The following is a 24,330-nucleotide window of genomic DNA, read 5'->3' on the forward strand; positions in this document are numbered from 1 at the left end:
CCGTCGGCAGCATCTGCGATCTCTACTCTCCCGACGAATGCTGGAATTACCTCAAGCATGCAGGATATGTATCAGATTAAAGGCTCGATGCTCTAGCATATCTGCGGCGCAGGAAGGCTTACCCCCGGATGATCCAGCCGCCGCCCAGCATGTGGTCACCATCGTAGAACACGCAGGCCTGACCGGGGGCGACGCCATCGACGCTGGCATCCAGAATCACCTCCGCCGTCCGGTCCGACCCGGAAAACACCGTCGCCGCCGCCGGACGGAAGCTGTTGCGGACCTTGACCGTCACCCGGGTGCCGTCCTCCTCGCTCAGGGGCTGCGCCCCCAGCCAGTTGACCGCCCGCAGCCGGAAGCGGTCGCGCCCCAGTGCGCTGCGCGGCCCGGCGATCACCCGGCGGGTATCCGGATCGACCCCGACCACATACAGCCGCTCCGGCAGGCCGCCGAGGTCCAGCCCCCGGCGCTGCCCGACGGTGTAATGGATGATGCCGTCATGGTGGCCCAGCACCCGGCCATCAACATGGACAATCTCACCGGGGCCGGACGCACCGGGCCGCAGCTCCCGCACCACCCGGGCATAATCACCGTCGGGGACAAAACAGATATCCTGACTGTCCGGCTTGTCCGACACCGCCAGCCCATGGCGGCGGGCAATCGCCCGGGTTTCATCCTTGCTCAGGTGCCCCAGCGGGAACCGCAGGAAATCAATTTGGTCCTGCGTGGTGGTGAACAGGAAATAGCTCTGGTCGCGGTTATGGTCACCGCCCCGCCACAGCTGCGCCCCGGCCGGAGTAGCCACCCGGCGCACGTAATGGCCGGTGGCCAGCGCCGCCGCCCCCAGATCGCGCGCCGCCTGCACCAGATCGCGGAACTTAACGGTCTGATTGCACAGCACACAGGGCACCGGGGTCTCCCCGGCGATATACGAATCGGCAAAAGCGTCCATCACGTCTTTCAGGAAGGTCGATTCGTAATCGACGACGTAATGGGGGATTCCCAGATGGTCGGCGGTGCGGCGGGCATCATAAATATCCTGACCGGCACAGCAGGTTTTGCCCCGCCCGACAGTGAACCCGGCGTCATAGAGCTGCATGGTCAGGCCGACCACGTCATACCCGGCCTCTTTCAGCACCGCTGCGGTGACGGAACTGTCCACGCCGCCGGACATCGCCACCACCACCCGGGTGTTGGCGGCATCAGCGGGCAGATCCAGCAGATCCGGGGTGAAAACGGCGGTGCCGTCACCGGGGGCGGTCAGGTCAGGGGAAAACGTCATGTCGGGGGTCCACTCTCAAAAGCCATCCACGCCCGGTGCAGACTGCGGGCTGAAACAGGGCGGACGGCGGCTGATCCGCCATACATAAGCGCATCACTCGGAAATGAAAAGCCCCCCGCTCCCGGCCCGGGAAACGCAAAACGCCCGGCACCAACGGGCCGGGCGTTTTGCATCATCAGCGGATGACCGGATCCGGTCAGTCCTTCAGGACGTTGCGGCTGCCTTCCGGCAGATGCACGACCAGACCGTCCAGATCACCGGTCATCAGAATCTGACAGCCAAGGCGGCTGGTCTTGGTCAGACCGAAGGCGAGGTCCAGCATGTCCTCCTCATCTTCGGTCGGGTCCTTCAGACGGTCGATCCAGTCCGGGTCAACCACGACGTGACAGGTGGAGCAGGCCAGCGAGCCTTCGCAGGCGCCTTCCAGATCCATGTCGTTGCGGTGGGCGATTTCCAGCACCGACAGACCCTCCGGCGCCTCAACCTCGTGGCGCTTTCCGTCCGGGCTGACGAAGGTCATTTTCGGCATTCTTGGTCCTCTCCCACCATGATTGTGTGACAAGTTTGCAGTGCAGAAATGGATAGCCTGAGGTCACCGTCGCGGCAAGCGTTTTCCTGTTTCGCGATGGCAGCCCCGCTCCGGACGCCTGTCACCGCGCCGCCGCCGCCAGCGGGGCATAGGCGGTCAGGAAGGCATCGACATCAGCCTCCGTACTGGCCCAGCCGAAGCTGACCCGGATCGCCTCCCGCGCGGTTCCCTCATCGGCCCCCATCGCCCGCAGCACCGGGCTGGGCTCCAGCTTGCCGGAGGAACAGGCCGACCCGGCGGAGACCGCGATTCCGGCCAGATCCAGCGCCATAATCTGCCGCTGCTGGGCCACGCCGGGCAGACCGATACAACTGGTGTTGGGCAGACGCGGACTGTCCACGCCCCAGATCACCGCCGACGGGGCCAGCGCCCGCACTCCGGCCTCCAGCCGGTCGCGCAGGGCGGCCAGACGACCCTGTTCTTCAGCGCCATGGGCCAGAACCGCCGACGACGCCGCACCAAACCCGGCGATTCCCGGCAAGTTCTGAGTGCCACCCCGCTTGCCGCGTTCCTGCCCGCCGCCGGTCATCAGCGGCGGCACCAGCTCTGCCACCCGGGCGATCAGGGCCCCGATTCCCTGTGGTCCGCCGATCTTGTGGCCGGAGATCACCAGAAAATCGACATCCAGCGCCGCAAAGCTGACCGGGATCTTGCCCAGCGCCTGTACGGCATCGCAGATCACCGCGCAGCCATGGGCCCGGGCCAGCGCCACCACCTGCGGCAACGGCTGGATCACCCCGGTTTCATTGTTGGCCAGCATCACCACCAGCGCCGCCGGGGCTGGCCGGGCCGGATCGGACAGCCGGGCTTCCAGCGCCACCAGATCCAGCAGGCCATCCGCCCCGACCGGCAGCCGTTCCGCCTGTGGGGCGGTGGCCGGGGCACAGGGATGCTCAATGGCTGACATCAGCACACAGCGCCCGGCAAAGCCGTTCAGGGCCAGCGCCATTGCCTCGGTGCCGCCGGAGGTGAAGATCACCTGCCGGGGGCTGGCCCCGGCCAGCGCCGCCACCCGGTCCCGGCTGTCTTCCATCAGGGCACGCGCCGCCCGCCCCGCCCCATGCACCGAGGACGGATTGCCCGGCACCGACAGCGCGGCGGTCACGGCAGCCACCGCCTCCGGGCGGGCCGGAGCGGTGGCGTTATAATCAAGGTAATGGATCACAGCCGCAGTCCGGAACCGGTGAAGGAGATGCGGTTATTCCGCTGCCGGAACGCTGTCACGGAAGAGGCCGCTGGTGCCCAGCACCCGGCGTTCCACCACCTGCTCCAGACTGACCGCGCTGAGGTACAGGTAGATCTGGTTCCCCAGTTCTTCCCACAGGTCGTGGGTCATACAGCGGCCCTTGTTGTTGTGGCAGCCGGCCGGGCTGCCCGGGGTACAGCGGGTGGTCTGGATCGGTTCATCGACCGCCAGAATGATGTCGGAAATCCGCATATCCGACGACGGGCGCGACAGCAGGTAGCCACCGCCCGGACCCCGCACGCTTTTCACCAGTCCGCCCTTGCGCAGGCGGCCAAACAGCTGTTCCAGATAGGACAGGGAGATTTCCTGCCGTTCGGCGATATCCGCCAGCGCCACCGGCTTGCCGCTGGAATTGCAGGCGAGATCCGCCATGGCCATCACGGCATACCGCCCCTTGGTGCTCAGTCTCACGTGGTCAGCTCCTTCATAAAACGTCTGTGCCCGGCCTGCCCGGAGGCAAAACCCTGAGGCGGTCATTCTGGTGTCGCGGTGTGTCCGGGCCGCACCGGCCCGTCAGTTCACCCGCTGTCCGTTCTCCGGTCCGGAAACGGCGGCCACCGCATCGGCGGCCTCCGGCGGGGGCATCCCCGCGCCATCCATCCCGGTCTTTTCCATCTCTTCCAGCCGTGCCGACAGCACGGCGATCTGATCGCGCAGGGCATCCATGGCCCGCATCACCGGGTCAGGCAGCTCATCCCGCACCACGCCATAGGCGCAGAACTCTTCCGCTTTTCCACGGTCCTTCGGCACGGCCGGGCGGCCGGGAATCCCGACCATAGTCACCCCCGGCGGCACATCGGTCAGCACCACCGCATTGGCACCGACGCGGGCCCCTTCACCGACCACCACCGGCCCCAGCACCTGCCCCCCGGCCCCGACAATCACCCCGTCGCGCAGGGTCGGGTGACGCTTGCCCCGGTTCAGCGAGGTACCGCCCAGCGTCACCCCCTGATACAGGGTGACATCGTTGCCGATCTCGGCGGTTTCCCCGATCACCACCCCGGTGCCATGGTCGATGAACACCCGCCGCCCGATGGTGCAGCCGGGATGGATCTCGATTCCCGTCACCATCCGCGCCAGATGCGACACCAGACGCCCCAGCAGCCGGAAGCCCTGCCGCCACAGCCAGTTGGCGGCGCGGTAGGCGATGATTGCATGCACACCCGGGTAACACAGCAGCACTTCCAGCCGCGACCGGGCAGCCGGATCGTGGGCCAGAATTGTGTCTATGTCTTCCTTCAGGTGGGTCAGAAACATATCCGGTTGATATCCGTGGCTGGTGATGTGCTAGTATGCGCCGGTCTCACCCCGGCCCGGGGACCGGAGATCCGACCGCAGGCAGGAGCAGACCAGCCCGGAACGGATACCGGCACCGGATACCGATGCGGGATACTTGGTCACCCCCCGCGACAGGCCACCGCCTTTCTGCAGGAGATCCACCGACCGGACTGAAGCGGACCACCGCGGACCCTGTGGCATTGCTGCCCGGCCGCTTTAGCCCTTCCAGTCTTAAGGACACTATAGGATCTCCGACAAAAGCGGTCAAGATTGAGGGGGTATATTGTTTGCAGGCTTTCCCTTGTCAATCCGGCGGGGGTCGCCTTTATTCTCAGTGCCTGACCCGGGCCGGGGCCGCCCGACCGGATTCGGGTGCCCACCGATGGTTCCGTCTTTTTTCTGATCACCGCGCGAAGAACCCAGAATCCATGCCAGAAGTCATCTTCAACGGCCCCGAGGGCCGACTGGAAGGCCGGTATCACCACTCCAAGGCCGAAAACGCCCCGATTGCGCTGATCCTGCATCCGCATCCGCAGCATGGCGGCACCATGAACAACAAGGTGGTGTACAACCTGTACCACGCCTTCGCCCGCCGCGGTTTCTCGGTGCTGCGCTTCAATTTCCGGGGCGTCGGCCGCTCGCAGGGGGCCTTTGACAACGGTCAGGGCGAACTCTCCGATGCCGCCTCGGCGCTGGACTGGATGCAGAGCCTGAACGCCAATGCCGACCAGTGCTGGGTCGCAGGCTTTTCCTTCGGGGCATGGATCGGCATGCAGCTGCTGATGCGCCGCCCGGAGATTGCCGGGTTCGTCAGCGTTGCCCCCCCGGCCAATATCTACGATTTCACCTTCCTTGCGCCCTGCCCGTCCTCGGGCCTGATCGTGCATGGCACCGGGGACGAAATCGTACCCGGTGCGGCGGTGCAGAAGCTGGCCACCAAACTCCAGAGCCAGAAGAACATCACCGTCGAATACCGCCCGGTGGACGGGGCCAACCACTTCTTCAACAACCACCTCGACCCGATGGTGGCTGTGGTGGATGACTACGTCGCCCGGTCGCTCGGCCGCAAGTAAGCCGCTTCCAGCGCAGACAGCAACAGGCCCGGTCTTCCGCCGGGCCTGTTGCTGTTTTCAGTCAGGGACTGTCAGGCCTGAATATTCAGGGTCTGGCCACTGGTGACGATCAGGCCGAGGGCCAGACCTTCGACATCAGCCGACATCTGTTCCACCACCCCCCGATAGCCACGGCCCTGCTCCGGCTGTTCCGGGCGTCGGTCCGCCGCCGGGTCCGGGCCATCCCCCGTCGCCCCGGTCTCCTCCGCCCGCTGTGTCTGCGCGGGCTGCTTCCCGATGCCCGTCTCCGGCGACGCATCCGCCTCGGCTCCTGCCGGATTTTTCGGCCGCATCGCCCGCAGAATCGCCACGATCTGGCGGGCAATCGCCACCGCCCTGGCCGCTTCGCCCTGCCCTTCAATCAGCACCGGATCGACCCCTGAGCCCGCCGCCTGACGGCCATCGGTGCCGGAAGACGGTGCCCCCGCCTGCTCTGCCTGCTGCTGTACCGCCTGCCGTTCAGAGGCATCGACGGCACCATCCCCGTTCAGATCCTGCCCTGCGGTGGCGGCGGCCTGTGCCTGCCCGTCCTCGCCAGAAACGGAAGCTCCGGACGCCGAAGCTCCGGCCTCTGGGGATACGGCGGCGGTGGATGTCGTCGCCTGTGCCTCGGCCCCCGCCGTCCGGGCCTGTGCCGGGTCACTGCCGGAGGCCCCGGCGCTGCCGCCTCCCCCCGATGCTCCGGTCAGGAAGGCTGTGGCTGATGCGCCGTGCAGGGTGCGCAGGGCAGAACTGATATCCCGCAGCACGCCTTTGACCGCCTGTGCGATTGACCGCGCCCGCTCCACATCCCCGGCAGCAGCGGCAGCCTGCGCCTGTGTTTTCAGGCGCTCCATTTCCTTGCGGGCTTTTTCCAGTTTCCGGGCCGCCTCCTCCTGCTCCGCCTTACGGCGGTCGGTCACCGTCTGCTGCTGGCGGGCTTTGCGGGCATCGTCCAGCGCTTTCTGGCGGATATCCAGTTCCGTCTCAAACCGGTCGGTCAGGGATTGCGCCTGTATCAGGGCTTTACGCTGGGTCTCGGTCAACCCGGTCAGCTCCATCACCGACAGCCGGGCACCGGACGAACGGCGCTGCCGGGCCTTGCGCAGCAGCGTGAAATAATCATCCCCCCCGGCAAAGGGGTTGGACGGGACCTGCGAAGCCATGGCGTTCTGCCTTTTGTCCGGGTCTGTGCACCCGGACAGCCCGGGGCGGCGGTTCCCGGTTCTTTTCCGCGCCGCCGCAAAGGCAGCCCTGAAAAAGCACCGGACCGGCCGCTATTCTCAGCGGCCGGTCCCAGTGTAACGGATTCGCACCCGCCCCGCGAGTGCCGTGGTTACAGGATTTCGCAGGCCTCTTCAAACGACAGGCGCGGATTGCGCGGACGGATCCCGGACGGATCGCCATAGCCGATATTGATCAGCATGTTGGCGGTCCATGGCCGGTCCGGGAAGAAAGCGGCCTTGATCGCATCGGCATTAAAACCGGTCATCGGTCCGGTATCCAGCCCCAGCGCCCGCGCCGCCAGCAGCACATAGGCCGCCTGTAGCGTGCTGTTGCGGGTGGCGTTGTCGGCGATCACCTCCGGCTTGCCGACATACCAGCTGCGGGCATCGGTCTGCGGATAGGTCTGCGGCAGCTTTTCGTAGAATTCCAGATCCTGCGCCACGATCACCGTCACCGGAGCCGCCATGGTCTTATCGACATTGCCCGGCGACAGGGTCGGACGCAGCCGGTCCTTGGCGTCCGCCCCGCGCACGAACAGCAGCCGGGCCGGCTGGGTGTTGGCCGCCGTCGGCGGCATCCGGGCCAGATCCCACAGGCGGTGCAGGGTGGCATCATCCACCGGCCGGTCGTGCCATGCATTGTGGGTATGGGCCTGAAGGAACAGGGTATCAAGGGCGGCGGCATCAACGGGGCGGCTGGCGGTCTGGGTCATGGCCTCAATCCGGTCAGAGAAAACATGCCCTCAGTGATGCCTCAAACTCCGGCGACGTGCCAGAGGGCCGCCGGTTACAACACTGTCTCGGTGGCGGAAACAATTGCATCACCGCCCCCGCCTCATGCCCGGAACCCCGGCATCACGGCGCAAACGAAACGGTCGCCGTCGCCCGGGCCACCTTGTCCGGTCCCCAGACCTGTACCCCACCCGGGGCGCCGCTGCCCTTCAGCACGGTCCCCTGCCCCGGCGCATCCAGCAGGACGCTGCCGTCGGCATTGCGTACCTCGACCTTGCCTTCCAGCAGGAACACATCCAGCGCCCCGTCGAGCGGACCGCCCCAGAACTGAGTCCCCCGGATCCCCAGCGTCGCCACCGGCGTCCGGATCACCGCCCCCGGCGTCGGTGAGGCCACCAGCAGGAAGGCCCCGTTCAGCAGGCTCATCACCTCCCGCGTGGTACCGGGCGGACCGACCACCAGATCATCCAGCGTCATCGCGCCATTCCCGCCCAGCGTCAGATCCGACTGATCTTCCAGCCGGGCCTGCACCCGGCTGTCCTTCCCACCGGTCAGCAGGGTATCGCCTTTGAACAGCTCCGCCCCCGGTGCCAGCCGCCGGGTCTTGCCTTCAAAAGCCGCCGAGACCTCCCCCTGCGTTTTGACGACAGTCCCGACCTTCTCCCGTGCCTGTGCCGGGGCACAGGCCATCAGCACAAGAACCAGACCGGCCACCACGGCCCCCCACGCTTTGTTTCGTCCTATGGTCACGCTGTGGCTCCTTTGCCTGACTGCTGGCCAAGATTAGACAGACTCCAGCCCCAAAAGAAAAGGCCCGCAGCACGGCCGCGGGCCTCTCCTCACAGACTTTTGAGCCGCCCCCGGGCGCACCCGGAGGGCGATGGGGGCTTACGCGCCCATCTTGCGGCGCAGACGGCCGTTCAGCTCTTCCAGGAACAGGGTGGTGGTCATCCACGGCTGTTCCGGGCCGATCAGGATCGCCAGATCCTTGGTCATCTTGCCGGATTCAACGGCTTCGACGCAGACGGCTTCCAGCGCTTCGGCGAACTTCACCACATCCGGAGTGCCGTCGAACTCGCCACGGAACTTCAGGCCACGGGTCCACGCAAAGATCGAGGCGATCGGGTTGGTGGAGGTTTCCTTGCCCTGCTGGTGCAGGCGGTAGTGGCGGGTGACGGTGCCGTGGGCGGCTTCGGCCTCGACGGTCTTGCCATCGGGGCTCAGCAGCACGGAGGTCATCAGGCCCAGCGAGCCGAAGCCCTGGGCGACGGTGTCGGACTGCACGTCCCCGTCATAGTTCTTGCACGCCCAGACGAAGCCACCGGACCACTTCATGGCGCAGGCGACCATGTCGTCGATCAGACGGTGTTCGTAGGTGATGCCACGGGCCTTGAACTCAGCGGCGAATTCGGCGTCGAAGACTTCCTGGAACAGATCCTTGAAGCGGCCGTCATAGGCCTTCAGGATGGTGTTCTTGGTCGACAGGTACACCGGCCAGTTGCGCAGCAGACCATAGTTGAAGCAGGAGCGCGCGAAGCCACGGATGGATTCATCCATGTTGTACATGCCCATGGCGACACCGGCACCCGGGAACTTGAACACTTCGTACTCAACCGGCTCACCACCGTCTTCCGGGGTGAACTTCATGGTCAGGGTGCCCTTGCCCGGCACCAGGAAATCGGTGGCGCGGTACTGGTCACCGAAGGCATGACGACCGATGACGATCGGCTGGGTCCAGCCCGGAACGTAACGCGGCACGTTCTTGCAGATGATCGGCTCGCGGAACACGGTGCCGTCGAGGATGTTACGGATGGTCCCGTTCGGGGACTTCCACATCTTCTTCAGCTTGAACTCTTCGACGCGCTGCTCGTCCGGGGTGATGGTGGCGCACTTCACGCCGACGCCGTACTGCTTGATCGCATTGGCGGAGTCGATGGTGATCTGGTCGTTGGTCTCGTCGCGCTTTTCGATGCCCAGATCGTAGTACTTCAGATCGACATCGAGGTACGGAAGGATCAGCTTGTCCTTAATGAACTGCCAGATGATCCGGGTCATCTCGTCGCCGTCGAGTTCGACGATCGGATTGGCAACCTTAATCTTGCTCATGTGGTCAGGCCCCTGTGGAGGTGAAGCAGGTTCAGAGCTGAAATCCGCCGGGGTGCGCCCCGATATGCCCACCCGGACGGGGCAGACACCCTGCCCCCTGCGGATGGTCACCACCGGCACCGGTTCGATGCCTCGGACGCCGCACATTATGCACAAGGCGGCGCTGATGCAAGACGGAATGGTTTTTTGGCATGGGTGGGATCAGCCTGCCCAAAGGGGCAGGCTGAGGCAAACGGAGCCAAAATCCCGGACCGGACCGGGATCAGAACCGCTCCGGCCGGGCCGCCGGGGCAGAGACGGGCAGCAGATCCCGCGCCGCCTGCAAGGCCTGCGGGGCACTGTCCACCACCGAAAACATCCCCAGATGTTTCTCCCGGATGAACCCGGCCTCCAGCATCGACCGGCAGAAGGTCAGCAGACCGTCCCAGTATCCGGCGGTATTGACCACGATCACCGGTTTGGCGTGCAGGTTGAGCTGCTTCCACGTCAGGATCTCGAAGGTTTCATCCAGCGTGCCGAATCCGCCGGGCAGAACGGCAATGGCATCGCTGCGCTCGAACATCATGCGCTTGCGGGTATGCATATCGGGCACAACATGCAGCTCGGTCAGGCCATCGAGGGCGATTTCCGCCGTCTGAAGGTGCTCGGGGATGATGCCGACCACCTCACCGCCATGCGCCAGCACTGCACGGGCCACCACCCCCATGATACCGATGCCGCCGCCGCCGTAGACCAGCCGCACGCCGTTCTCCGCCATGGCACGGCCCAGCGCCGCCGCCTCGTCGGCGTAGGCAGGCAGAGCCCCCGGCGAGGCCCCACAGAACACACACAATGACCGCAGTTCCGGCATTCTCTTTGATCCTTGTCTCAAATCCGCACTGATCTGGTGCCCTGCACAATCGCGGGGCGGTTCCCGGTCTGTCAAGGCACAGCCCGGAGACAGCCCGTCGGCAGCCTGCCATGCGATCAGAACGGCTTACGATCACTGCTGCATTGCAATGGGGTTCATCTCCGGTTCATGCTGCTCACTGTTTCGTGATTTGCTGCTGCCCCGTTCGCCCCTTACCAACAGAGGTTGCCTGAAGCAGCCCGAAGGCCTGCGGCGCGGCCCAACCAAACCTTATAATAATCCCGGAGTATCCCGTCATGCGTGTTATCCAGGCCCTGACCCTTGGCGCAGCCCTGCTGGCCACCACTGCCGCCACCGCTTTCGCCGGCGATGCCGATGTGGTCAAGTACCGGCAGAAGAACATGGAAATCATGGGCGCCCACATGAACTCCATCGCCGCGATCGTCAAGGGCGACGTCACCAACAAAGATCAGCTGGCAGCCCATGCCAAGGGCCTGTCCGCCGCCGCCGCCCTGGCGCCGGGTGCCTTCAAAACTCAGGCCCAGACCAGCGAATCGACCGCCAAGCCGGACGTCTGGGCTGACTGGGCCAAGGTTGAAGCCGGGTTCGAAAGCCTGCGCACCAAGGCTGACGCCCTGGCTGTCGCCGCCGCTGCCGGGGACCAGTCCGCCATCGGCGCCGCCGTCGGCGACATCGGCAAGAGCTGTAAGTCCTGCCACGACAACTTCCGTGTGAAGAAGTAAGCCTTACCCCCAGAAACAGGCTTCCAAAAGACAGGGTCGGAACACTCCGGCCCTGTTTTTTTCAGCGCTGTCCTGTTCTGCCCGCCAGAGGCACGTCCGCCTGTCAGTCCGCGTGACGCGGCAGGCGCAGGTGCAGGGTTGTTCCCTCTCCGCGCACCGAGACCACCTCCAGATCCCCGCCCAGCAGACGGGCCAGACGGCGTACCCCGGCCAATGGCAGCACCGAAGCCTTCAGGGACCCCGCCGTCCCGAACGGATCATCAATCACCGCCTGCTCATCCTCCGTCAGGCCGATTCCGGTATCCGCCACCGTAATCAGGACCGTCCCCGGCCCTTCCTCCGGATCCGGCTGCACCGCCAGCGTCACCTGCCCGTCCGCCGGAGTGAAATACAGCGCCGTCAGCATCATCGTCTGCACCGCCCGCTCCACCGCCTCGGGGGCGGCGGCGGCCCGCCCGGTCTGCGGATCGCAGTCAAAGTGCAGGATCACCCCTTTTTGGCGGAACGGCTCCCGGCAGTCCGACAGCACCCGCGCCAGCAGAGGCTGGATCTCCGCCTCATCGGCGGGCAGGGCCGCCACATCCTGTTCCAGCGTCAGCAGATCGGCGGCGGCCCCGGTCATCTGCCCGGCCAGCCGGGCCGCATCGGCAATCCCGGCCACATAGTCCGTCTGCCGGACATTCAGGCTGCCGTAATATCCGGCGGACAGGATTTCCGAGAAGCCAAGGATGGTGGTCAGCGGGGCCCGCAACTCCTCCGCCAGACCGGTCAGAAACGCCGACAGACCCGCCACCGTCGGTTCCGCCGCCGGAAGCCGGGACATCGCCTGAAGCTGGATCACCAGCACCGCCCCATCCGGCAGCGGCACCCCGGTGACATCCAGCCAGCGCCCGGCCCCGCCGCTCAGGCGGCCCTGCCGCAGGGTGCGGCCTGACGGCGGTGCCGTCACCAGCGCCCGCACATCCTGCCACGCCGCCGCCTCACGGTACTCCTCCGGCAGGGCGGCAGTCAGGTCGGCCAGCAGCGGCGCGGCTTCCGCCAGATCGGGCGACACCGCCCACAATGCCCGGAACGCCGGATTGGACAGCCGCAGGCGGCCATCGGCGCCAAACACCGCCACCGCTTCCCGCAGATGGTCGATGGTTTCCCGCTGCACCGCCACCAGTTCCTTCAGGCTGGCCTCCAGCGCCAGACGGTCGGTCACGTCCTCATAGGTCGCCAGCAATCCGCCCAGCGGATGCGGGGCCACCACCCGGCGCAGGGTCTTGCCATCCGGGCGGTGCATCAGGTCCTCAAACGGTTCCAGCAGGGACTTGAAGCGGGACAGCTCCTGTTCCTTGAAGGCCGGAAAATCAGCCACCTCCGGCAGTTTTCGGCGCTGACGCAGGGCGTCCAGCACATCGGAGTAGGTCGGTTCCTCGCTGTCGAGCCAGCTGTCATCCACCCCCCACAGCCGGGCAAAGGCGGTGTTGTGGAACCGCAGACGGGTGTCTGGCCCATAGATCACGATGGCGGTGCCCAGACGTTCCAGCACCGCCGCATGGCTGGCGGCTTCCTGTTCCAGCGTCAGGCGCAGGCTTTCCGCCCGGGTCTGGTCCAGCGCCAGCCCGACCGTCACCGTGCCCTCATCCCCGCTGGTGCAGGGGATCTCCCGCACATCCATCAGGCGACGCGCCCCGTTCAGCACCACATGGAAGGAGGCAGAACGGGCCTCGCCCGCCGCCCGCGCCGCCGAGGCCAGGGCCCGCAGCTCCCGCGCTTCCGATCCGGTCACCAGTTCCCGCTCGGCGTGTTGCAGATCCTCCTCGCCGGCAGCTTCCACCGCCCGCAGGAAGGCCCGGTTCCCCGAAACCACCCGCAGGTCAGCATCACGCCGCCACACCGGCAGCGGCAGGGCATCCAGCACATCCTGTACCTGCTGGGCCTGTTGCCGCCAGACACGGGCCTCGTCCTCCGCCAGACGGGCCGCCGTTTCCTCTTCCGTCACATCGCGGACCCACAGCACATCCCCCTGCGGCACCCCGTCGCCATCAAAGGCCCGGATCCCGCGCACCTGCACCCAGCGGCGCAGGTCACCATCATCAAACGGGCGCAGCAGCAGGGTCATGCGGAAGCCCTCCCCCTGCCGCCGCAACCCGAGCAGGGCCGCCCGCAGCCGAAGGGAATCCGCCTCAACAAAGGCATCCAGACAGTCCCGGATGGTGGAAGCCTGCCCGGCATAGAGCGACAGGATCACCGCCAGCCGCCGCGAGCAGTCCCCCCCGGCCAGCAGGCTGTCGTCTTCCGGGGTTGCCCCGTCCGCCGGGAGAGCGGCAGGCCGCGCCCACAGGAACCAGCCATCCGGCGCGGTATCCAGCGCCCGGTCCAGCAGAACGGAGCGATCCTGTAGACGGACCACCGTCTCATCGGCCCGGCGACGGCGGAACCATTGCCACCACAGGATCAGCAGCAACGGCGGCAGCAGCACCACCAGCCCGGACACGGCGGAGACCATGCCCTCGCCGCTGGCGGCGGGCATCAGCAGGGCCAGCAGCCGCATCCAGATCCCCGGCGGGGTGCTTTCCTGAAATTCCAGAGCGCTTTCCATCAGAACACCCGTTTCCCCACACCGTCCGCAGCCCCGTGGTACCGCGCCGCCAGAAAACCACAGGCGGCGAATCGGGCACAACCGCTTTCCCCGCCTGACGGCGGTTATCCACCGGCGATTTCATCGTCCAGAGCGTCCGGACTGTCGGCATCAATCACCCGCCGGGCGATATCATGGCTGAAGCCCTGCCGGGCCAGCGCCGCCATATCCCGTTCCCGCCGGTCTTCCCGCGCCGCGCCATCCCGCCATGGCCCCAGACGGCGGCGGCGGGCATAGGCGGCGGCCGCCTGAAGATCGCGCAGACGCGGATCCTCTACCCCGGTTTCCTCGGCCACCCGCTCCAGCGCCTGATCGATGACCTCGGCGGCAACCCCTTTCCGGCCCAGCGCCATGCGGATTCCCCGCTGCGAAGTCCCCCGCCCGGACAGGCTGCGGACCCGCCCTTCGGCGAACGCCTGATCATTCAGCAGCCCCAGCCGTTCCAGATCGGTCAGCAGCGCCTCAATCCAGCCCTCCACCTCTGCCGGATCACCGCCGTGATGGTCCAGCGACCGCCGGGCCTTCCGCCGCAGCACCTGCGCCACCGCCGACCGGCTGGCGGAAAACCGCTGCAAATAATACAGGGCGGCATTGCGCAGGGACGCCGGGGAGACCTTGCGCGGCACCTTTACCGCCCGTTTTGCCCCATCTGTCTCCGGCTTGCGTCCGCTGTCATTTGTCTGCACTGTCTGCGCCATCCGTTGCTATTCTCCCATGGGCCTTACACCAGAGGGAGGCCTTTCCACATGGGGTCCTTTTCCTCTGGCGGTCCGGTCCCGGCCCGCCCTATATGCTGGCCCTGACCCCGGATCCGAAACGAGAGCTGCCGTCCATGTCCGCCAACACCGTGCCGCCGGAACCCCGGCTGACCGCCCTTGCCACCGAACCGCTGTGCCAGCCGCGCCGCCTTGGCGTCGTCAACTGGCTGGGCCTGTGGGAACTGTATCTGAAGGAAGTCCGCCGCTTCATCAAGGTCTGGCTACAGACCATCGCCGCCCCGGTGGTGACATCGCTGCTGTTTCTGGCGATCTTCGCGCTGGCGCTGGGCGGTGACGTGCGGATGGCCGGACCGGTCAGCTTTCTGGAATTCCTCGCCCCCGGGCTGATCATGATGACGATGGTGCAGAACGCCTTCGCCAACACCTCCAGCTCCGTCATCATTGCCAAAGTGCAGGGCAACATCGTCGACCTGCTGATGCCGCCGCTGTCGCCGCTGGAAATCACATTGGGCCTGTCCCTCGGCGGTGTCACCCGCGGGCTGGTGGTCGGGCTGGTGGTCGGTGTGTGCATGCTGCCCTTCGTCACCCTGCACATTCACCACATCGGCTACATCCTGTTCCATGCCGTCGGCGCCAGCCTGATCCTCAGCCTGCTCGGCACGCTGGGCGGAGTCTGGTCGGAAAAGTTCGACCACATGGCGGCGATCACCAACTTCATCGTCACCCCGCTGTCGTTCCTGTCCGGGACCTTCTATTCCATCGACCGCCTGCCGGAATCCTTCCGCTTCCTCGCCCATATCAACCCGTTCTTCTACATGATTGACGGGTTCCGCTATGGCTTCATCGGCCATGACTCCGCCCTGCCGGTCACCGGGCTGATCGTGGTTGCCGCCACCAACGCCGTGCTGATGCTGCTGTGCTATGTGCTGGTGCGGTCGGGCTATAAGCTGAAGGCCTAACGGCCTTCTTTTTCGGTCCCTCACACGCCGGGCGCGGACATCCGTCCGCTTGGCTTACGTCCGCACGGGCGGACAGGCCCTCAATGGGCCAGTCGCTGCGCTCCGCTTTTTTGGTGGGTCCCTCAATCGCCGGGCGCGGACATCCGTCCGCTTGGCTTACGCGCGAACGGTCGCGCGGGCCCTCAATGGGCCAGTCGCTGCGCTCCGCTTTTTTGGTGGGCCCCTTGTATGTTTGGCCCCTCAGTCGGCGGGCGGGCGCATCCGCGCCCTTGCCTCACGTGCCCATGTGGGCACGGGGCCTCAATGGCCCAGTCGGCCCCGCAGGGGCCTCCAAGAACACGATGGAGATACGACCCTCAAAGGCCGGGCGAAACGCTCTGTCGGGACACAAAACCATCCGCCCCCTCCCCCTCCCCAACCTTTTCTTACCCTCCCGGCCCATCAAATCCAGCCCATGACCGCCGCCGCTGTCATGGGCTGTCCGTTGACAAGACCCCGTCAACCCCCCACAATCCCGCGCTTTCCGGGGATCTTTTCACCGTATCGGGGCATTGCCCCACTGACTTCCCACCGATCCCCCTGTTGAGGACACGGAAAGCGATGACCATCCCGGCTGTCATGCCCACCTATGCTCGGTTCGACCTCGCCTTTGAGCGGGGCGAAGGTGCCTGGATGTACACGGTGGACGGTCGACGATTCCTTGATTTCGGATCAGGCATCGCCGTCAACGCGCTGGGCCATGCCCATCCGCATCTGGTGAAGGTCCTTCAGGATCAGGCTGCCACCCTGTGGCATACCTCCAACATGTTCCACATCCCCGGCCAGCAGAAACTGGCGGAGCGGCTGGTGGCCAACACCTTTGCCGACACCGTGTTCTTCTGCAATTCCGGGGCCGAGGCACTGGAGCTGTCGATTAAGATCGCCCGCCGTTACCAGCAGTCGCAGGGCAATGGCCGCTATCGGGTCATCACCGCCCGCAACGCCTTCCATGGCCGCACGCTGGCAACGCTGGCCGCTGCCGGACAGCAGAAGTATCTCGAAGGCTTCGGCCCGGTAGTGGAAGGCTTTGACCATGTCGCCTTCGGCAACCTGAACGAAGCCCGCGCCGCCGTCACCCCGGAAACCGCCGCCGTGCTGGTGGAACCGATTCAGGGCGAAGGCGGGATCACCCCGGCCTCCGCCGACTATCTGCGCGGCCTGCGCGCCATGTGCGACGAATACGGCCTGCTGCTGATGTTTGACGAAGTGCAGTGTGGCGTCGGCCGCACCGGCAAGCTGTTCGATCACCAGTGGACCGGCATCACCCCCGACGTGATGGCCGTGGCCAAGGGGCTGGGCGGCGGGTTCCCGGTCGGGGCCTGTCTGGCCACCGAAAAGGCCGCCGCCTGCATGGGCGCCGGCAGCCATGGCTCCACCTTCGGCGGCAATCCGCTGGCGATGGCTGTCGCCAACGGCGTGCTGGATGTGGTGCTGGCCCCCGGCTTCCTCGATCAGGTCAATGCCACCGCCGCCGTGCTGTGGCCGAAGCTGGAAGCACTGGTTGCCAAATATCCGGGCGTCATCACCGAAGTCCGGGGCCGGGGGCTGATGATCGGCCTGAAGTGTGCCGTCACCAATTCCGATCTGGTGAAAGCCCTGCACGCACAGGGCATGGTCACCGTGGCCGGGGGCGACAATGTGGTCCGCCTGCTGCCGCCGCTGACCATCGGCGATGCCGAAATCGCCGCCGCCATTGAAAAACTGGACGGGGCCTGCGCCGCCCTGTCAGCCGGAGGGGCCGCGTAAGCCCCTCTCTCAAAAAGGGAGCCCGCCCGCAAGGGCGGGGTACTGTAACGATCATGACCATCAAGCACTTTCTCGATATCGACCGTCTGGACACCGCCACCCTGCGCACCATTCTGGCCCGGGCCACCGAGCTGCGCCGCACCCGTGAGCGACCTCTGAACGGCCAGACCCTGGCGATGATTTTCGAGAAGCCGTCCACCCGCACCCGCGTGTCGTTTGAAGTCGGCATGCGGCAGCTGGGGGGCGAAACGGTGGTTCTGACCGGAACGGAATGCCAGTTCGGCCATGGCGAGACCATTGCCGACACCGCCCGCGTGCTGTCGCGCTTTGTCGATGCCATCATGATCCGCACCGACTACCCGGTGAAGGTCGAGGAACTGGCCGAATATGCCAGCGTCCCGGTCATCAACGGCCTGACCCACGAAACCCATCCCTGCCAGATCATGGCCGACATCCAGACCTACGAAGACCGCTACGGTGCCGGGTCGATCGAAGGCAAGACCGTGCTGTGGACCGGGGACGGCAACAACGTCTGCCATTCGTGGATTCAGGCCGCCGCCCGCTTCGGCTTCGAACTCCGCATCGCCGGGCCGGAAGAACTGCGCGCCGACGCCCGGATCATCGCCTGGGCCCGCGAACAGGGGGCCGCAGTGCTTGAAGGCACCGATGCCATGGCGATGGCTGACGGGGCCGACATCGTCGTCACCGACTGCTGGGTGTCGATGGGCTTTGAACCCGGGGCCCGCCACGATCTGCTGCGCCCCTATCAGGTCAATGAAGCCCTGATGGCCAAGGCCAAGAAAGACGCCATGTTCATGCACTGCCTGCCCGCCCACCGTGGCGAGGAAGTGGTGGACGCGGTGATCGACGGCCCCAATTCCGTGGTGTGGGACGAAGCCGAGAACCGCATGCATGTCCAGAAGGGCATCCTCGCGTGGTGTCTTTCGGTGTAAGGCATCCTGCCCTATATGCAGTCCTGCTGTTCAGCCTGTGCGGCCCGCCGTGCAGGCTGACTGCTTTTTCCGCTCTCCCCTGTTAAGAACCGTCCCCGATTGTGCCCCAGCCCCCGAGATGACCATCATGACTGAGCCGCATACCCACCAGACCGCTGATTTCGCCCTGCCCTTCCTGCTGCACAACGGTGCGGCCCGTGGCCGTCTGGTGCGGGTCTCGGGGGCGGCGGAAGAGATCCTCAGCCGCCACGCCTATCCGCGTCAGGTGTCCCGCCTGCTGGCCGAGACCGCCGCGCTGGCGGTGACGCTGGCCGACGCGCTGAAGTTTGACGGCGTGTTCACCCTACAGGCCAAGGGCTCCGGCCCGGTGCGGCAACTGGTGGCCGATGTCACCTCCGCCGGGATGCTGCGTGCCTGTGCCACCTTTGATGCCGACGCCCCGGGGCTGGATGACGCCGGAACCGATGCCGAAGTCAGCGTGCAGGCGCTGCTGGGCACCGGCTATCTGGCCTTCACGGTCGATCAGGGGGACAACACCGACCGCTATCAGGGTATCGTCGAGCTGACCGGCCACACCCTGACCGAATGCATCCACGAATACTTCCGCTCTTCCGAGCAGCTCGAAACCACGATCAAGGTGGCCTCCCGCCCGCCGCAGGGCGAAGACGGTCACTGGCAGGCCGGGGCCCTGATGATCCAGCGCATGCCCCTGCATGGCGGCACCGACAGCCCGATGCAGGACGAAGAGGAGGCGGAAGACGCCTGGCGCACCGCCGTGGTGCTGCTGGGCAGCCTGACCGCCACCGAACTGCTGGATAACACCCTGCCGGGGCCGGACCTGCTGTACCGCCTGTTCCATCAGGAAGAGCTGCGCCTTTCCGCTGAAAAGACGCTGGCTTTCGGCTGCCGCTGCTCCCGCGAGCGGGTGGAACACACTCTCGCCACCTTTACCGTCGAAAGTCTGGACGAGATGCGCCAAGATGACGGCACTGTCAGTGTCGTCTGTCAGTTCTGCTCGACCGACTATGTGTTCACCGATGCCGATCTGGCGGCCCTGCCGCGTGAGGCGGCCTCTTAAAACAGTACCGCGTGAAGCGGCCTTTTAAAATACAACCGCATGAGGCGGCCGGTTAAAATTCTGCCGCGCAACGCGGCGACTTAAAATACAGCCGCGTAAGGCGGCTTCCCCTTCAGACCGCCCTTCCGGCGGTTGGCTGACCCGTTTTGCACAGGACGTTCCGATCCATGCGCTTTCCCCGCCTGTCTTCTCTCCTCCGCCCGCTGGCGCTGATGCTGGTGGCCGTGACCATGGCCGCCTGCGCCACCGAAGGCCCGCCCAAGCGCGGCACCCCGGAACTGCGGTTCACCAACCTGCCGCCGCTGAACGTCGCGGCACAGGGCCCGCGGATCCAGACCACCTACGTCTCGCCGCTGCGCAACCCCAACGTCGAACACCTGATGCCGGTGTCGCCGGAACGGGCAATCCGCCAGTGGGTGCAGGACCGCCTGCACACCACCGGTGCCGGGACTGACACCGTGGTGGTGGAAATCCGCGATGCGTCGGTGGTGGAAACCCGCCTGAACACCAAAAAGGGTGTCGTCGGCTTCTTCACCGACGATCAGGAAGCCAAATACGACGCCAAGGCCAACGTCGTGCTGCAAATGCGCGGTCCGGATGGCCGGGTGAAGGCCGAAGCCTTCACCTCCGCCTGGCGGACCCGCTCGATCAACGAGAAGGCCTCCCTCGCCGACCGTGAGCAGATCTGGTTCGATCTGGTGGAGGAGCTGATGCGCGACGTTGACCAGCAGATGGAAACCGGGGTGCGTCAGTACTTTTCGGACTACCTCCTGCGCTGATCAACCATAAAAGTTTGTAAAGAATTTCAACGGGCGGCACGATTTTCGTGCCGCCCGTTCCGTTTGCTGTGTATAATCATTGGGTGGGGACAGATTTTGGAAAAGGAGACGCTGCGGGTGCGCGTACTGATCGCCGACGATCATGGGCTGTTCCGTGCCGGTCTCAAGCGGGTCCTTCAGGACCTGACGGAAGATCTGACCGCCCTTGAAGCCTGCTCTTTCGACGAAGCGGTGATCCGCCTTGTAGAAGGAGTCGATATCGTTTTGCTTGATCTGGTCATGCCGGGCATGCCGTGGAATGACTGCCTGCGCCTGCTCAAGTCCCGTCACCCGGAAATTCCGGTGGTGATCCTGTCGGCCAGCGACGACCGCAAGCTGGTGCTGGAGGCGGTCAGCCTCGGTGCCTCAGGCTTTATCCCCAAGACCTCTTCGGCACAGGTGATGCTGTCCGCCGTGCGTCTGGTGCTGTCAGGCGGCGTCTATCTGCCGCCGGAAGTGCTGGGGGCCCAGCATGCCTCTGCCATCGCCCGCACCGCACCGGCTGCCAACCGCCCGGTGCCGCAGACCCCGGAAGACGTGCTGTCCACCCTGACCCCGCGTCAGCGGCAGGTTCTGGCCCTGATCGGACAGGGCCGCAGCAACAAGGACATCGCCTTCACGCTCGGTCTGGCCGAAGGCACCGTCAAGCTGCACGTCACCAGTATCCTGAAGGCCCTGAAGGTCTCCAACCGCACCGGTGCCGTTGTCGCCGCCAGCCGCCTTGGCGTCACCCCGGATGATCAGGCCTGACCCTCAGGCCCGTGGACACAGACCGACCACCGCCCCCCTTACCGGTGTGACTTGCGCCAGTCCTCCGGCGGCTGGAACCGCATGGCCCACAGGCCACGCCCGGCCGCTTTGGCGGCCTTTTCTTCATCTTTGAAATCATCGGTCCAGTAGGCGACGGCCCAGCCCAGAAGGACCATGGCCCGGTTCAGCTCCTGCGCCGGGTCCTTGCCCCGGGCCTCGACCGCGCAGAATCCGACCTTCCGGCCGTAACTGTCTTCCTCGATGATCCGGCAGATCAACGGGCGGTCGGCGATCAGCATTTTCAGCACCGTCGCCGCCTGACGCCCACAGGCCGCCGTCCCGCCGGACAGCGGCTTACACAGCTGTTCGCGCTCGGGGGCATCGATCCCCCGCAGCCGGATGTTCTGCTTGCCGATGGCCACCGTATCGCCATCCAGAACCCGGGCCCGTCCGGTGACTTTGCCAGCCGCCTGCGCCGGAACATCAGAAAGCACACCGAACAGCAGCGCAACCACCGCAAGACACCCCAGACTCCGCATCCTCATCCCTCCGCCAGCGTCAGTTCCAGCGCCCAGGCACCGATGGTCTGTCCTTCCCGCGCCACCGCCCCCCGCACCAGATAAGCCCCGTCCTCTTCCGCCAGCAGGAAGCACTCGGTCAGGCCATAAACGCCATCGTCTGAAAAGGCCTGATTGAGAAAACTGTCGCCGACGGCACAGAAATGCCCGGAAACATCACCCATGGTCAGGCTGTGCCACGACCAGAACGCATCCCGCCCGGCATTGTCCGGCTCATCAATCAGCATCACCGACCGCCACGCCGAATGCTCGCCATCCACCAGCACCAGCCGCAGATCGACATCCAGCCGCCAGTATGCCGGGGCCTCCGGCAGATCCTCCGGATCGTCTTCCGACAGGGAAACCCCGGTCAGGCGGGCATCCTCCGGCGTCGCCCGACGCAGACGGTAGCTTCCCACCGCAGGCAGAACCCGACCGCCCTCCTCGACATAATGGCCGATAGCGGACCAGATGACCCCTTCGGTAAAAAAAGGATGATCTGCCAGTGTCGGTGTCTGCACCATACCCCTGTCCTTTCCGCGCCCCGCCCCGTTCCGGCAGGCAGACATGACAACAGGGTCCGCACAGCCAGTGTGCGGACCCTGTAATCAGAATACCGAGCAGAAAGCTTAGGCCGCAGCGGCCTTGGCAGCTTCGACGCGCTTCTTCATGCGGCGCAGGTCGGTCGGCAGATCGACCGCAGCAGTGCCCAGCAGGAAGGCGTCAATGCCACCACGGTGTTCGATGGTGCGCAGGCCATTGGTCGACACGCGCAGCTTAACGGTTTCGCCCAGGGCTTCGGAGACCAGAGAGGTCACCTGAAGGTTGGGCAGCCAACGCCGGCGGGTCTTGTTATTGGCGTGGCTGACGTTGTTACCGGTCTGAACGCCTTTGCCGGTCACGACGCAACGACGAGCCATGATCCTATCCTCTTCTGCAAATTCGGTATGAAACTCGGTTCAGGAAGCGCGGTAGATATAGATCAAGGCCCGCCCCGTCAAGTGAAATCACCGGAACCATCTCCGGAGAACCCCGCTCCACTGCGGCTGTATTCGCGGTGGAAGCCGGTGTTTTACAGGAGTCGCCCCCGGCATGTCTTCAAAAACCACCGGTCCCGGCCCTGCGACGGAACACATCCGGGCCTTTTTCATGACGGCAAACCCTGTCCGCTGCCGGGCCCCGCCGGGTTATTCAGGGGCGACTCCAAGCGGAACCGCTGTCTCTGCCTTGTATGTCTCCATGACGAACAGCGAGCGGAACTTGACGACGTTAGGGTCATGCCCGAACAGCCGGTCACAGACCGCCTGATATTCCTGCATGTCGCACAGGTGCATCATCAGCATCACATCCGGGTCACCGGTCACCGCCCACGCCTGCGTCACCGCCGGTTCCAGCAGGACCCGACGGACAAAGTCCTGCCGCTGCGGCACCCCATGATGGTCCAGCATCACCTCCACCAGCGCGGTCAGTCCCCGGCCCACCGCCGCCGGATCCACCAGTGCCACGGTTTTCCGCAGAACTCCGGAGTCGCGCAGACGCTGAACCCGGCGCAGGCAGGACGACGGCGACGTGCCGATCCGTTCGGCCAGCGCGGCGTTGGTCAGCCCCGCATCCTGTTGCAGGATTTCGAGAATTCGGTGGTCGAGTCGGTCTAATGCCATTTTTCACCAGAAATATTTATTTTCTGACAGAATATTTCATCATAGCGCAAAGTTTGACCACCCTTTTCAGGGGTTCCCGGATACAACTCTGGCTGCCGGAGCCTTTTCAGACACGGCGGGTCTCCGGCCTGCGGCCGACCGACTCCTGACTCCCCGACAGAACCGGCCGTCAGCCCACCACTGCTGTCCCGTCACCGGATCCTGCCCCCTTTCCCTGCATAGGTGCGCCTGATGCTGTCCTTTACCCGCATGATTGCCACCCAGTCCGCCGGATTGTTCTGGACCCTGCTGAAGATCATGGTTCCGGTGATGATTCTGGTGCGAATCGCCGTCCACTTCGGCCTGATCGACCTGATGGGGGTGGTCTTTGCCCCGGTGATGGCTGTGGTCGGCCTGCCCGCCGCCACCGGTCTGGTGTTTGCCACCACCTGCCTGATTGGCATCTACGGCGGCATCGCCGTCCTGCTGGGGCTGCTGCCGACGCTGGATCTGTCCACCGCCGACCTGACCGTCCTCGCCTGTATGATGCTGGCCGCCCATAACCTGCCGGTGGAACTGCGGGTGGCCCAGAAGGCCGGGGCCAGCCTGACCCTGACCCTGCTGCTGCGGGTCGGGTTTGCCATCCTGCACGGGGCCCTGCTGCATCTGGGCTATCAGGCGGCAGGCATCCTTCAGGAACCCGGCACGGTGATGATCGCCAGCGCCGCGCCGCCCTCCGATGACTGGCTGTACTGGGCGATCGACTCCGCCGAGTCGCTGCTGATGATCTTTCCGGTGATCGTGGTGCTGCTGGTGGTGCTGCGGCTGATGGACCTGCTGGGGGTCACCGCCTTCCTGACCCGGCTGCTGCAACCGGTGTTGAGCCTGATGGGGATGTCGCCGGTGGCCGGACCGCTGACCATGGTCGGTGCCCTGCTGGGCCTGACCTACGGCGGCGGCCTGATCATCGCCGAAGCCCGCGCCGGACACCTGCCGGAACGTGACGTGGTGCTGTCGGTCTGGTTCATGTCGATCTGCCACAGCCTGATTGAGGATACCGCCCTGCTGCTGGCCATGGGTGGCCACTGGTCCGGCATTCTGGTCAGCCGCTTCCTGCTGGCGGTGCTGGTGATGGCCGTTCTGGCCCGGGTGGTCCACCGCCTGCCGGACGGCACCTTCCGCCGCTGGGTGTTCCGCCCCGCCGCTCAGCCCGCCACCTGATTACAACCCCGCCACACAATGGCAACAGCCCCGGCGCACAGGCACCGGGGCTGTCTGTTAAAATCAAAGCTCCATGGGCCG

At 65.6% G+C, this 24,330-nt stretch carries 25 protein-coding genes; 9 read left to right on the top strand and 16 right to left on the bottom strand.

The features are described 5' to 3' along the window. Positions 1-118: 118 nt before the first annotated feature. The 5 genes from mnmA to cysE all read right to left on the bottom strand — a co-directional run bounded on the left by mnmA (position 119) and on the right by cysE (position 4,374). Positions 119-1,282 (bottom strand): tRNA 2-thiouridine(34) synthase MnmA, encoded by a 1,164-nt coding sequence (gene mnmA, locus FHS48_RS17130; protein ID WP_184265280.1) that lies wholly within the window; start codon positions 1,280-1,282, stop codon positions 119-121. A 196-nt stretch (positions 1,283-1,478) separates the two neighbouring features. Continuing rightward, the gene (locus FHS48_RS17135; RefSeq protein WP_184265282.1) at positions 1,479-1,811 is read right to left on the bottom strand and encodes a ferredoxin family 2Fe-2S iron-sulfur cluster binding protein; all 333 of its coding nucleotides are present in this window, start codon (positions 1,809-1,811) and stop codon (positions 1,479-1,481) included. 121 nt (positions 1,812-1,932) lie between these two features. Then, positions 1,933-3,036, bottom strand: a complete 1,104-nt coding sequence (locus FHS48_RS17140) for a cysteine desulfurase family protein (protein ID WP_184265284.1) — start codon at positions 3,034-3,036, stop codon at positions 1,933-1,935. A 33-nt stretch (positions 3,037-3,069) separates the two neighbouring features. After that, on the bottom strand, positions 3,070-3,528 hold the full coding sequence (locus tag FHS48_RS17145) for an Rrf2 family transcriptional regulator (protein ID WP_184265286.1): 459 nt from the start codon (positions 3,526-3,528) through the stop codon (positions 3,070-3,072). Positions 3,529-3,630: 102 nt separating this feature from the next. Further along, positions 3,631-4,374: a serine O-acetyltransferase gene (cysE, locus tag FHS48_RS17150; RefSeq protein WP_260402552.1), complete on the bottom strand. Its 744-nt coding sequence runs from the start codon at positions 4,372-4,374 to the stop codon at positions 3,631-3,633. 449 nt (positions 4,375-4,823) lie between these two features. Here cysE and FHS48_RS17155 point away from each other — a divergent pair, with 449 nt between their 5' ends. Next, on the top strand, positions 4,824-5,468 hold the full coding sequence (locus FHS48_RS17155; RefSeq protein ID WP_184265288.1) for an alpha/beta hydrolase: 645 nt from the start codon (positions 4,824-4,826) through the stop codon (positions 5,466-5,468). A gap of 71 nt (positions 5,469-5,539) precedes the next feature. Here the strand turns inward: FHS48_RS17155 and FHS48_RS17160 are convergent, their stop codons facing one another. The 5 genes from FHS48_RS17160 to FHS48_RS17180 form a co-directional block, all read right to left on the bottom strand. Further along, on the bottom strand, positions 5,540-6,652 hold the full coding sequence (locus FHS48_RS17160; RefSeq protein WP_184265290.1) for a hypothetical protein: 1,113 nt from the start codon (positions 6,650-6,652) through the stop codon (positions 5,540-5,542). Between the two features lie 170 nt (positions 6,653-6,822). Then, entirely contained in the window at positions 6,823-7,425 is a 603-nt protein-coding gene (locus FHS48_RS17165; RefSeq protein ID WP_184265292.1) for a malonic semialdehyde reductase, read from the bottom strand. Positions 7,426-7,567: 142 nt separating this feature from the next. Beyond that, on the bottom strand, positions 7,568-8,194 hold the full coding sequence (locus tag FHS48_RS17170) for a FecR family protein (RefSeq protein WP_184265294.1): 627 nt from the start codon (positions 8,192-8,194) through the stop codon (positions 7,568-7,570). Between the two features lie 138 nt (positions 8,195-8,332). Continuing rightward, on the bottom strand, positions 8,333-9,550 hold the full coding sequence (locus tag FHS48_RS17175) for an NADP-dependent isocitrate dehydrogenase (RefSeq protein ID WP_184265296.1): 1,218 nt from the start codon (positions 9,548-9,550) through the stop codon (positions 8,333-8,335). Positions 9,551-9,812: 262 nt separating this feature from the next. Continuing rightward, positions 9,813-10,400 (bottom strand): LOG family protein, encoded by a 588-nt coding sequence (locus FHS48_RS17180; RefSeq protein ID WP_184265298.1) that lies wholly within the window; start codon positions 10,398-10,400, stop codon positions 9,813-9,815. Between the two features lie 296 nt (positions 10,401-10,696). Between FHS48_RS17180 and FHS48_RS17185 the strand changes: the two genes are divergently transcribed. Then, positions 10,697-11,143, top strand: a complete 447-nt coding sequence (locus FHS48_RS17185; RefSeq protein WP_184265300.1) for a c-type cytochrome — start codon at positions 10,697-10,699, stop codon at positions 11,141-11,143. A 103-nt stretch (positions 11,144-11,246) separates the two neighbouring features. Here the strand turns inward: FHS48_RS17185 and FHS48_RS17190 are convergent, their stop codons facing one another. Together FHS48_RS17190 and FHS48_RS17195 are read right to left on the bottom strand one after the other, a co-directional pair. Next, positions 11,247-13,730, bottom strand: a complete 2,484-nt coding sequence (locus FHS48_RS17190) for a PAS domain-containing sensor histidine kinase (RefSeq protein WP_184265302.1) — start codon at positions 13,728-13,730, stop codon at positions 11,247-11,249. 104 nt (positions 13,731-13,834) lie between these two features. Continuing rightward, positions 13,835-14,467: a regulatory protein RecX gene (locus FHS48_RS17195; protein WP_184265303.1), complete on the bottom strand. Its 633-nt coding sequence runs from the start codon at positions 14,465-14,467 to the stop codon at positions 13,835-13,837. A 134-nt stretch (positions 14,468-14,601) separates the two neighbouring features. Here FHS48_RS17195 and FHS48_RS17200 point away from each other — a divergent pair, with 134 nt between their 5' ends. From FHS48_RS17200 to FHS48_RS17225, 6 genes are all read left to right on the top strand, one after another. Beyond that, entirely contained in the window at positions 14,602-15,447 is an 846-nt protein-coding gene (locus FHS48_RS17200) for an ABC transporter permease (protein ID WP_260402553.1), read from the top strand. A gap of 600 nt (positions 15,448-16,047) precedes the next feature. Beyond that, positions 16,048-17,232 (top strand): aspartate aminotransferase family protein, encoded by a 1,185-nt coding sequence (locus FHS48_RS17205; protein ID WP_184265305.1) that lies wholly within the window; start codon positions 16,048-16,050, stop codon positions 17,230-17,232. Between the two features lie 53 nt (positions 17,233-17,285). Further along, positions 17,286-18,185, top strand: a complete 900-nt coding sequence (gene argF / locus FHS48_RS17210) for an ornithine carbamoyltransferase (protein ID WP_184265307.1) — start codon at positions 17,286-17,288, stop codon at positions 18,183-18,185. Positions 18,186-18,312: 127 nt separating this feature from the next. Continuing rightward, positions 18,313-19,263, top strand: a complete 951-nt coding sequence (hslO, locus tag FHS48_RS17215) for an Hsp33 family molecular chaperone HslO (protein ID WP_184265309.1) — start codon at positions 18,313-18,315, stop codon at positions 19,261-19,263. 167 nt (positions 19,264-19,430) lie between these two features. Next, positions 19,431-20,042, top strand: coding sequence for a hypothetical protein (locus FHS48_RS17220; RefSeq protein ID WP_184265310.1), 612 nt, complete (start codon positions 19,431-19,433; stop codon positions 20,040-20,042). Between the two features lie 117 nt (positions 20,043-20,159). After that, a complete protein-coding gene (locus FHS48_RS17225; RefSeq protein WP_184265312.1) occupies positions 20,160-20,831 on the top strand; it encodes a response regulator in 672 nt (223 codons plus the stop codon). 38 nt (positions 20,832-20,869) lie between these two features. Here the strand turns inward: FHS48_RS17225 and FHS48_RS17230 are convergent, their stop codons facing one another. From FHS48_RS17230 to FHS48_RS17245, 4 genes are all read right to left on the bottom strand, one after another. After that, positions 20,870-21,370 (bottom strand): thermonuclease family protein, encoded by a 501-nt coding sequence (locus FHS48_RS17230; protein ID WP_184265314.1) that lies wholly within the window; start codon positions 21,368-21,370, stop codon positions 20,870-20,872. Positions 21,371-21,372: 2 nt separating this feature from the next. After that, positions 21,373-21,912 (bottom strand): hypothetical protein, encoded by a 540-nt coding sequence (locus tag FHS48_RS17235; RefSeq protein ID WP_184265316.1) that lies wholly within the window; start codon positions 21,910-21,912, stop codon positions 21,373-21,375. Between the two features lie 105 nt (positions 21,913-22,017). Next, positions 22,018-22,308, bottom strand: a complete 291-nt coding sequence (gene rpmB / locus FHS48_RS17240; protein ID WP_184265318.1) for a 50S ribosomal protein L28 — start codon at positions 22,306-22,308, stop codon at positions 22,018-22,020. 267 nt (positions 22,309-22,575) lie between these two features. Next, positions 22,576-23,049 carry an Lrp/AsnC family transcriptional regulator gene (locus tag FHS48_RS17245; protein ID WP_184265319.1) on the bottom strand — a complete coding sequence of 158 codons (474 nt, stop codon included), beginning with the start codon at positions 23,047-23,049 and terminating at the stop codon, positions 22,576-22,578. Positions 23,050-23,280: 231 nt separating this feature from the next. Between FHS48_RS17245 and FHS48_RS17250 the strand changes: the two genes are divergently transcribed. Then, entirely contained in the window at positions 23,281-24,249 is a 969-nt protein-coding gene (locus FHS48_RS17250) for a nucleoside recognition domain-containing protein (RefSeq protein ID WP_184265321.1), read from the top strand. The last annotated feature ends 81 nt before the right edge of the window (positions 24,250-24,330 follow it).

Source organism: Novispirillum itersonii (assembly GCF_014205675.1).
Classification (GTDB): Bacteria; Pseudomonadota; Alphaproteobacteria; order Rhodospirillales; family Rhodospirillaceae; genus Novispirillum; species Novispirillum itersonii_A.

Excerpts from the sequence above, each read along its gene's own strand:
- FHS48_RS17235 (WP_184265316.1), bottom strand. The coding sequence starts at position 21,912 with ATGGTGCAGACACCGACACTGGCAGATCATCCTTTTTTTACCGAAGGG.
- FHS48_RS17195 (WP_184265303.1), bottom strand. The coding sequence starts at position 14,467 with ATGGCGCAGACAGTGCAGACAAATGACAGCGGACGCAAGCCGGAGACA.
- FHS48_RS17230 (WP_184265314.1), bottom strand. The coding sequence starts at position 21,370 with ATGCGGAGTCTGGGGTGTCTTGCGGTGGTTGCGCTGCTGTTCGGTGTG.
- FHS48_RS17135 (WP_184265282.1), bottom strand. The coding sequence starts at position 1,811 with ATGCCGAAAATGACCTTCGTCAGCCCGGACGGAAAGCGCCACGAGGTT.
- rpmB (WP_184265318.1), bottom strand. The coding sequence starts at position 22,308 with ATGGCTCGTCGTTGCGTCGTGACCGGCAAAGGCGTTCAGACCGGTAAC.
- FHS48_RS17200 (WP_260402553.1), top strand. The coding sequence starts at position 14,602 with ATGTCCGCCAACACCGTGCCGCCGGAACCCCGGCTGACCGCCCTTGCC.
- FHS48_RS17175 (WP_184265296.1), bottom strand. The coding sequence starts at position 9,550 with ATGAGCAAGATTAAGGTTGCCAATCCGATCGTCGAACTCGACGGCGAC.
- FHS48_RS17220 (WP_184265310.1), top strand. The coding sequence starts at position 19,431 with ATGCGCTTTCCCCGCCTGTCTTCTCTCCTCCGCCCGCTGGCGCTGATG.
- FHS48_RS17185 (WP_184265300.1), top strand. The coding sequence starts at position 10,697 with ATGCGTGTTATCCAGGCCCTGACCCTTGGCGCAGCCCTGCTGGCCACC.
- FHS48_RS17180 (WP_184265298.1), bottom strand. The coding sequence starts at position 10,400 with ATGCCGGAACTGCGGTCATTGTGTGTGTTCTGTGGGGCCTCGCCGGGG.
- FHS48_RS17155 (WP_184265288.1), top strand. The coding sequence starts at position 4,824 with ATGCCAGAAGTCATCTTCAACGGCCCCGAGGGCCGACTGGAAGGCCGG.
- FHS48_RS17245 (WP_184265319.1), bottom strand. The coding sequence starts at position 23,049 with ATGGCATTAGACCGACTCGACCACCGAATTCTCGAAATCCTGCAACAG.
- mnmA (WP_184265280.1), bottom strand. The coding sequence starts at position 1,282 with ATGACGTTTTCCCCTGACCTGACCGCCCCCGGTGACGGCACCGCCGTT.
- FHS48_RS17250 (WP_184265321.1), top strand. The coding sequence starts at position 23,281 with ATGCTGTCCTTTACCCGCATGATTGCCACCCAGTCCGCCGGATTGTTC.
- FHS48_RS17160 (WP_184265290.1), bottom strand. The coding sequence starts at position 6,652 with ATGGCTTCGCAGGTCCCGTCCAACCCCTTTGCCGGGGGGGATGATTAT.
- hslO (WP_184265309.1), top strand. The coding sequence starts at position 18,313 with ATGACTGAGCCGCATACCCACCAGACCGCTGATTTCGCCCTGCCCTTC.
- FHS48_RS17165 (WP_184265292.1), bottom strand. The coding sequence starts at position 7,425 with ATGACCCAGACCGCCAGCCGCCCCGTTGATGCCGCCGCCCTTGATACC.
- argF (WP_184265307.1), top strand. The coding sequence starts at position 17,286 with ATGACCATCAAGCACTTTCTCGATATCGACCGTCTGGACACCGCCACC.
- cysE (WP_260402552.1), bottom strand. The coding sequence starts at position 4,374 with ATGTTTCTGACCCACCTGAAGGAAGACATAGACACAATTCTGGCCCAC.
- FHS48_RS17190 (WP_184265302.1), bottom strand. The coding sequence starts at position 13,730 with ATGGAAAGCGCTCTGGAATTTCAGGAAAGCACCCCGCCGGGGATCTGG.
- FHS48_RS17205 (WP_184265305.1), top strand. The coding sequence starts at position 16,048 with ATGACCATCCCGGCTGTCATGCCCACCTATGCTCGGTTCGACCTCGCC.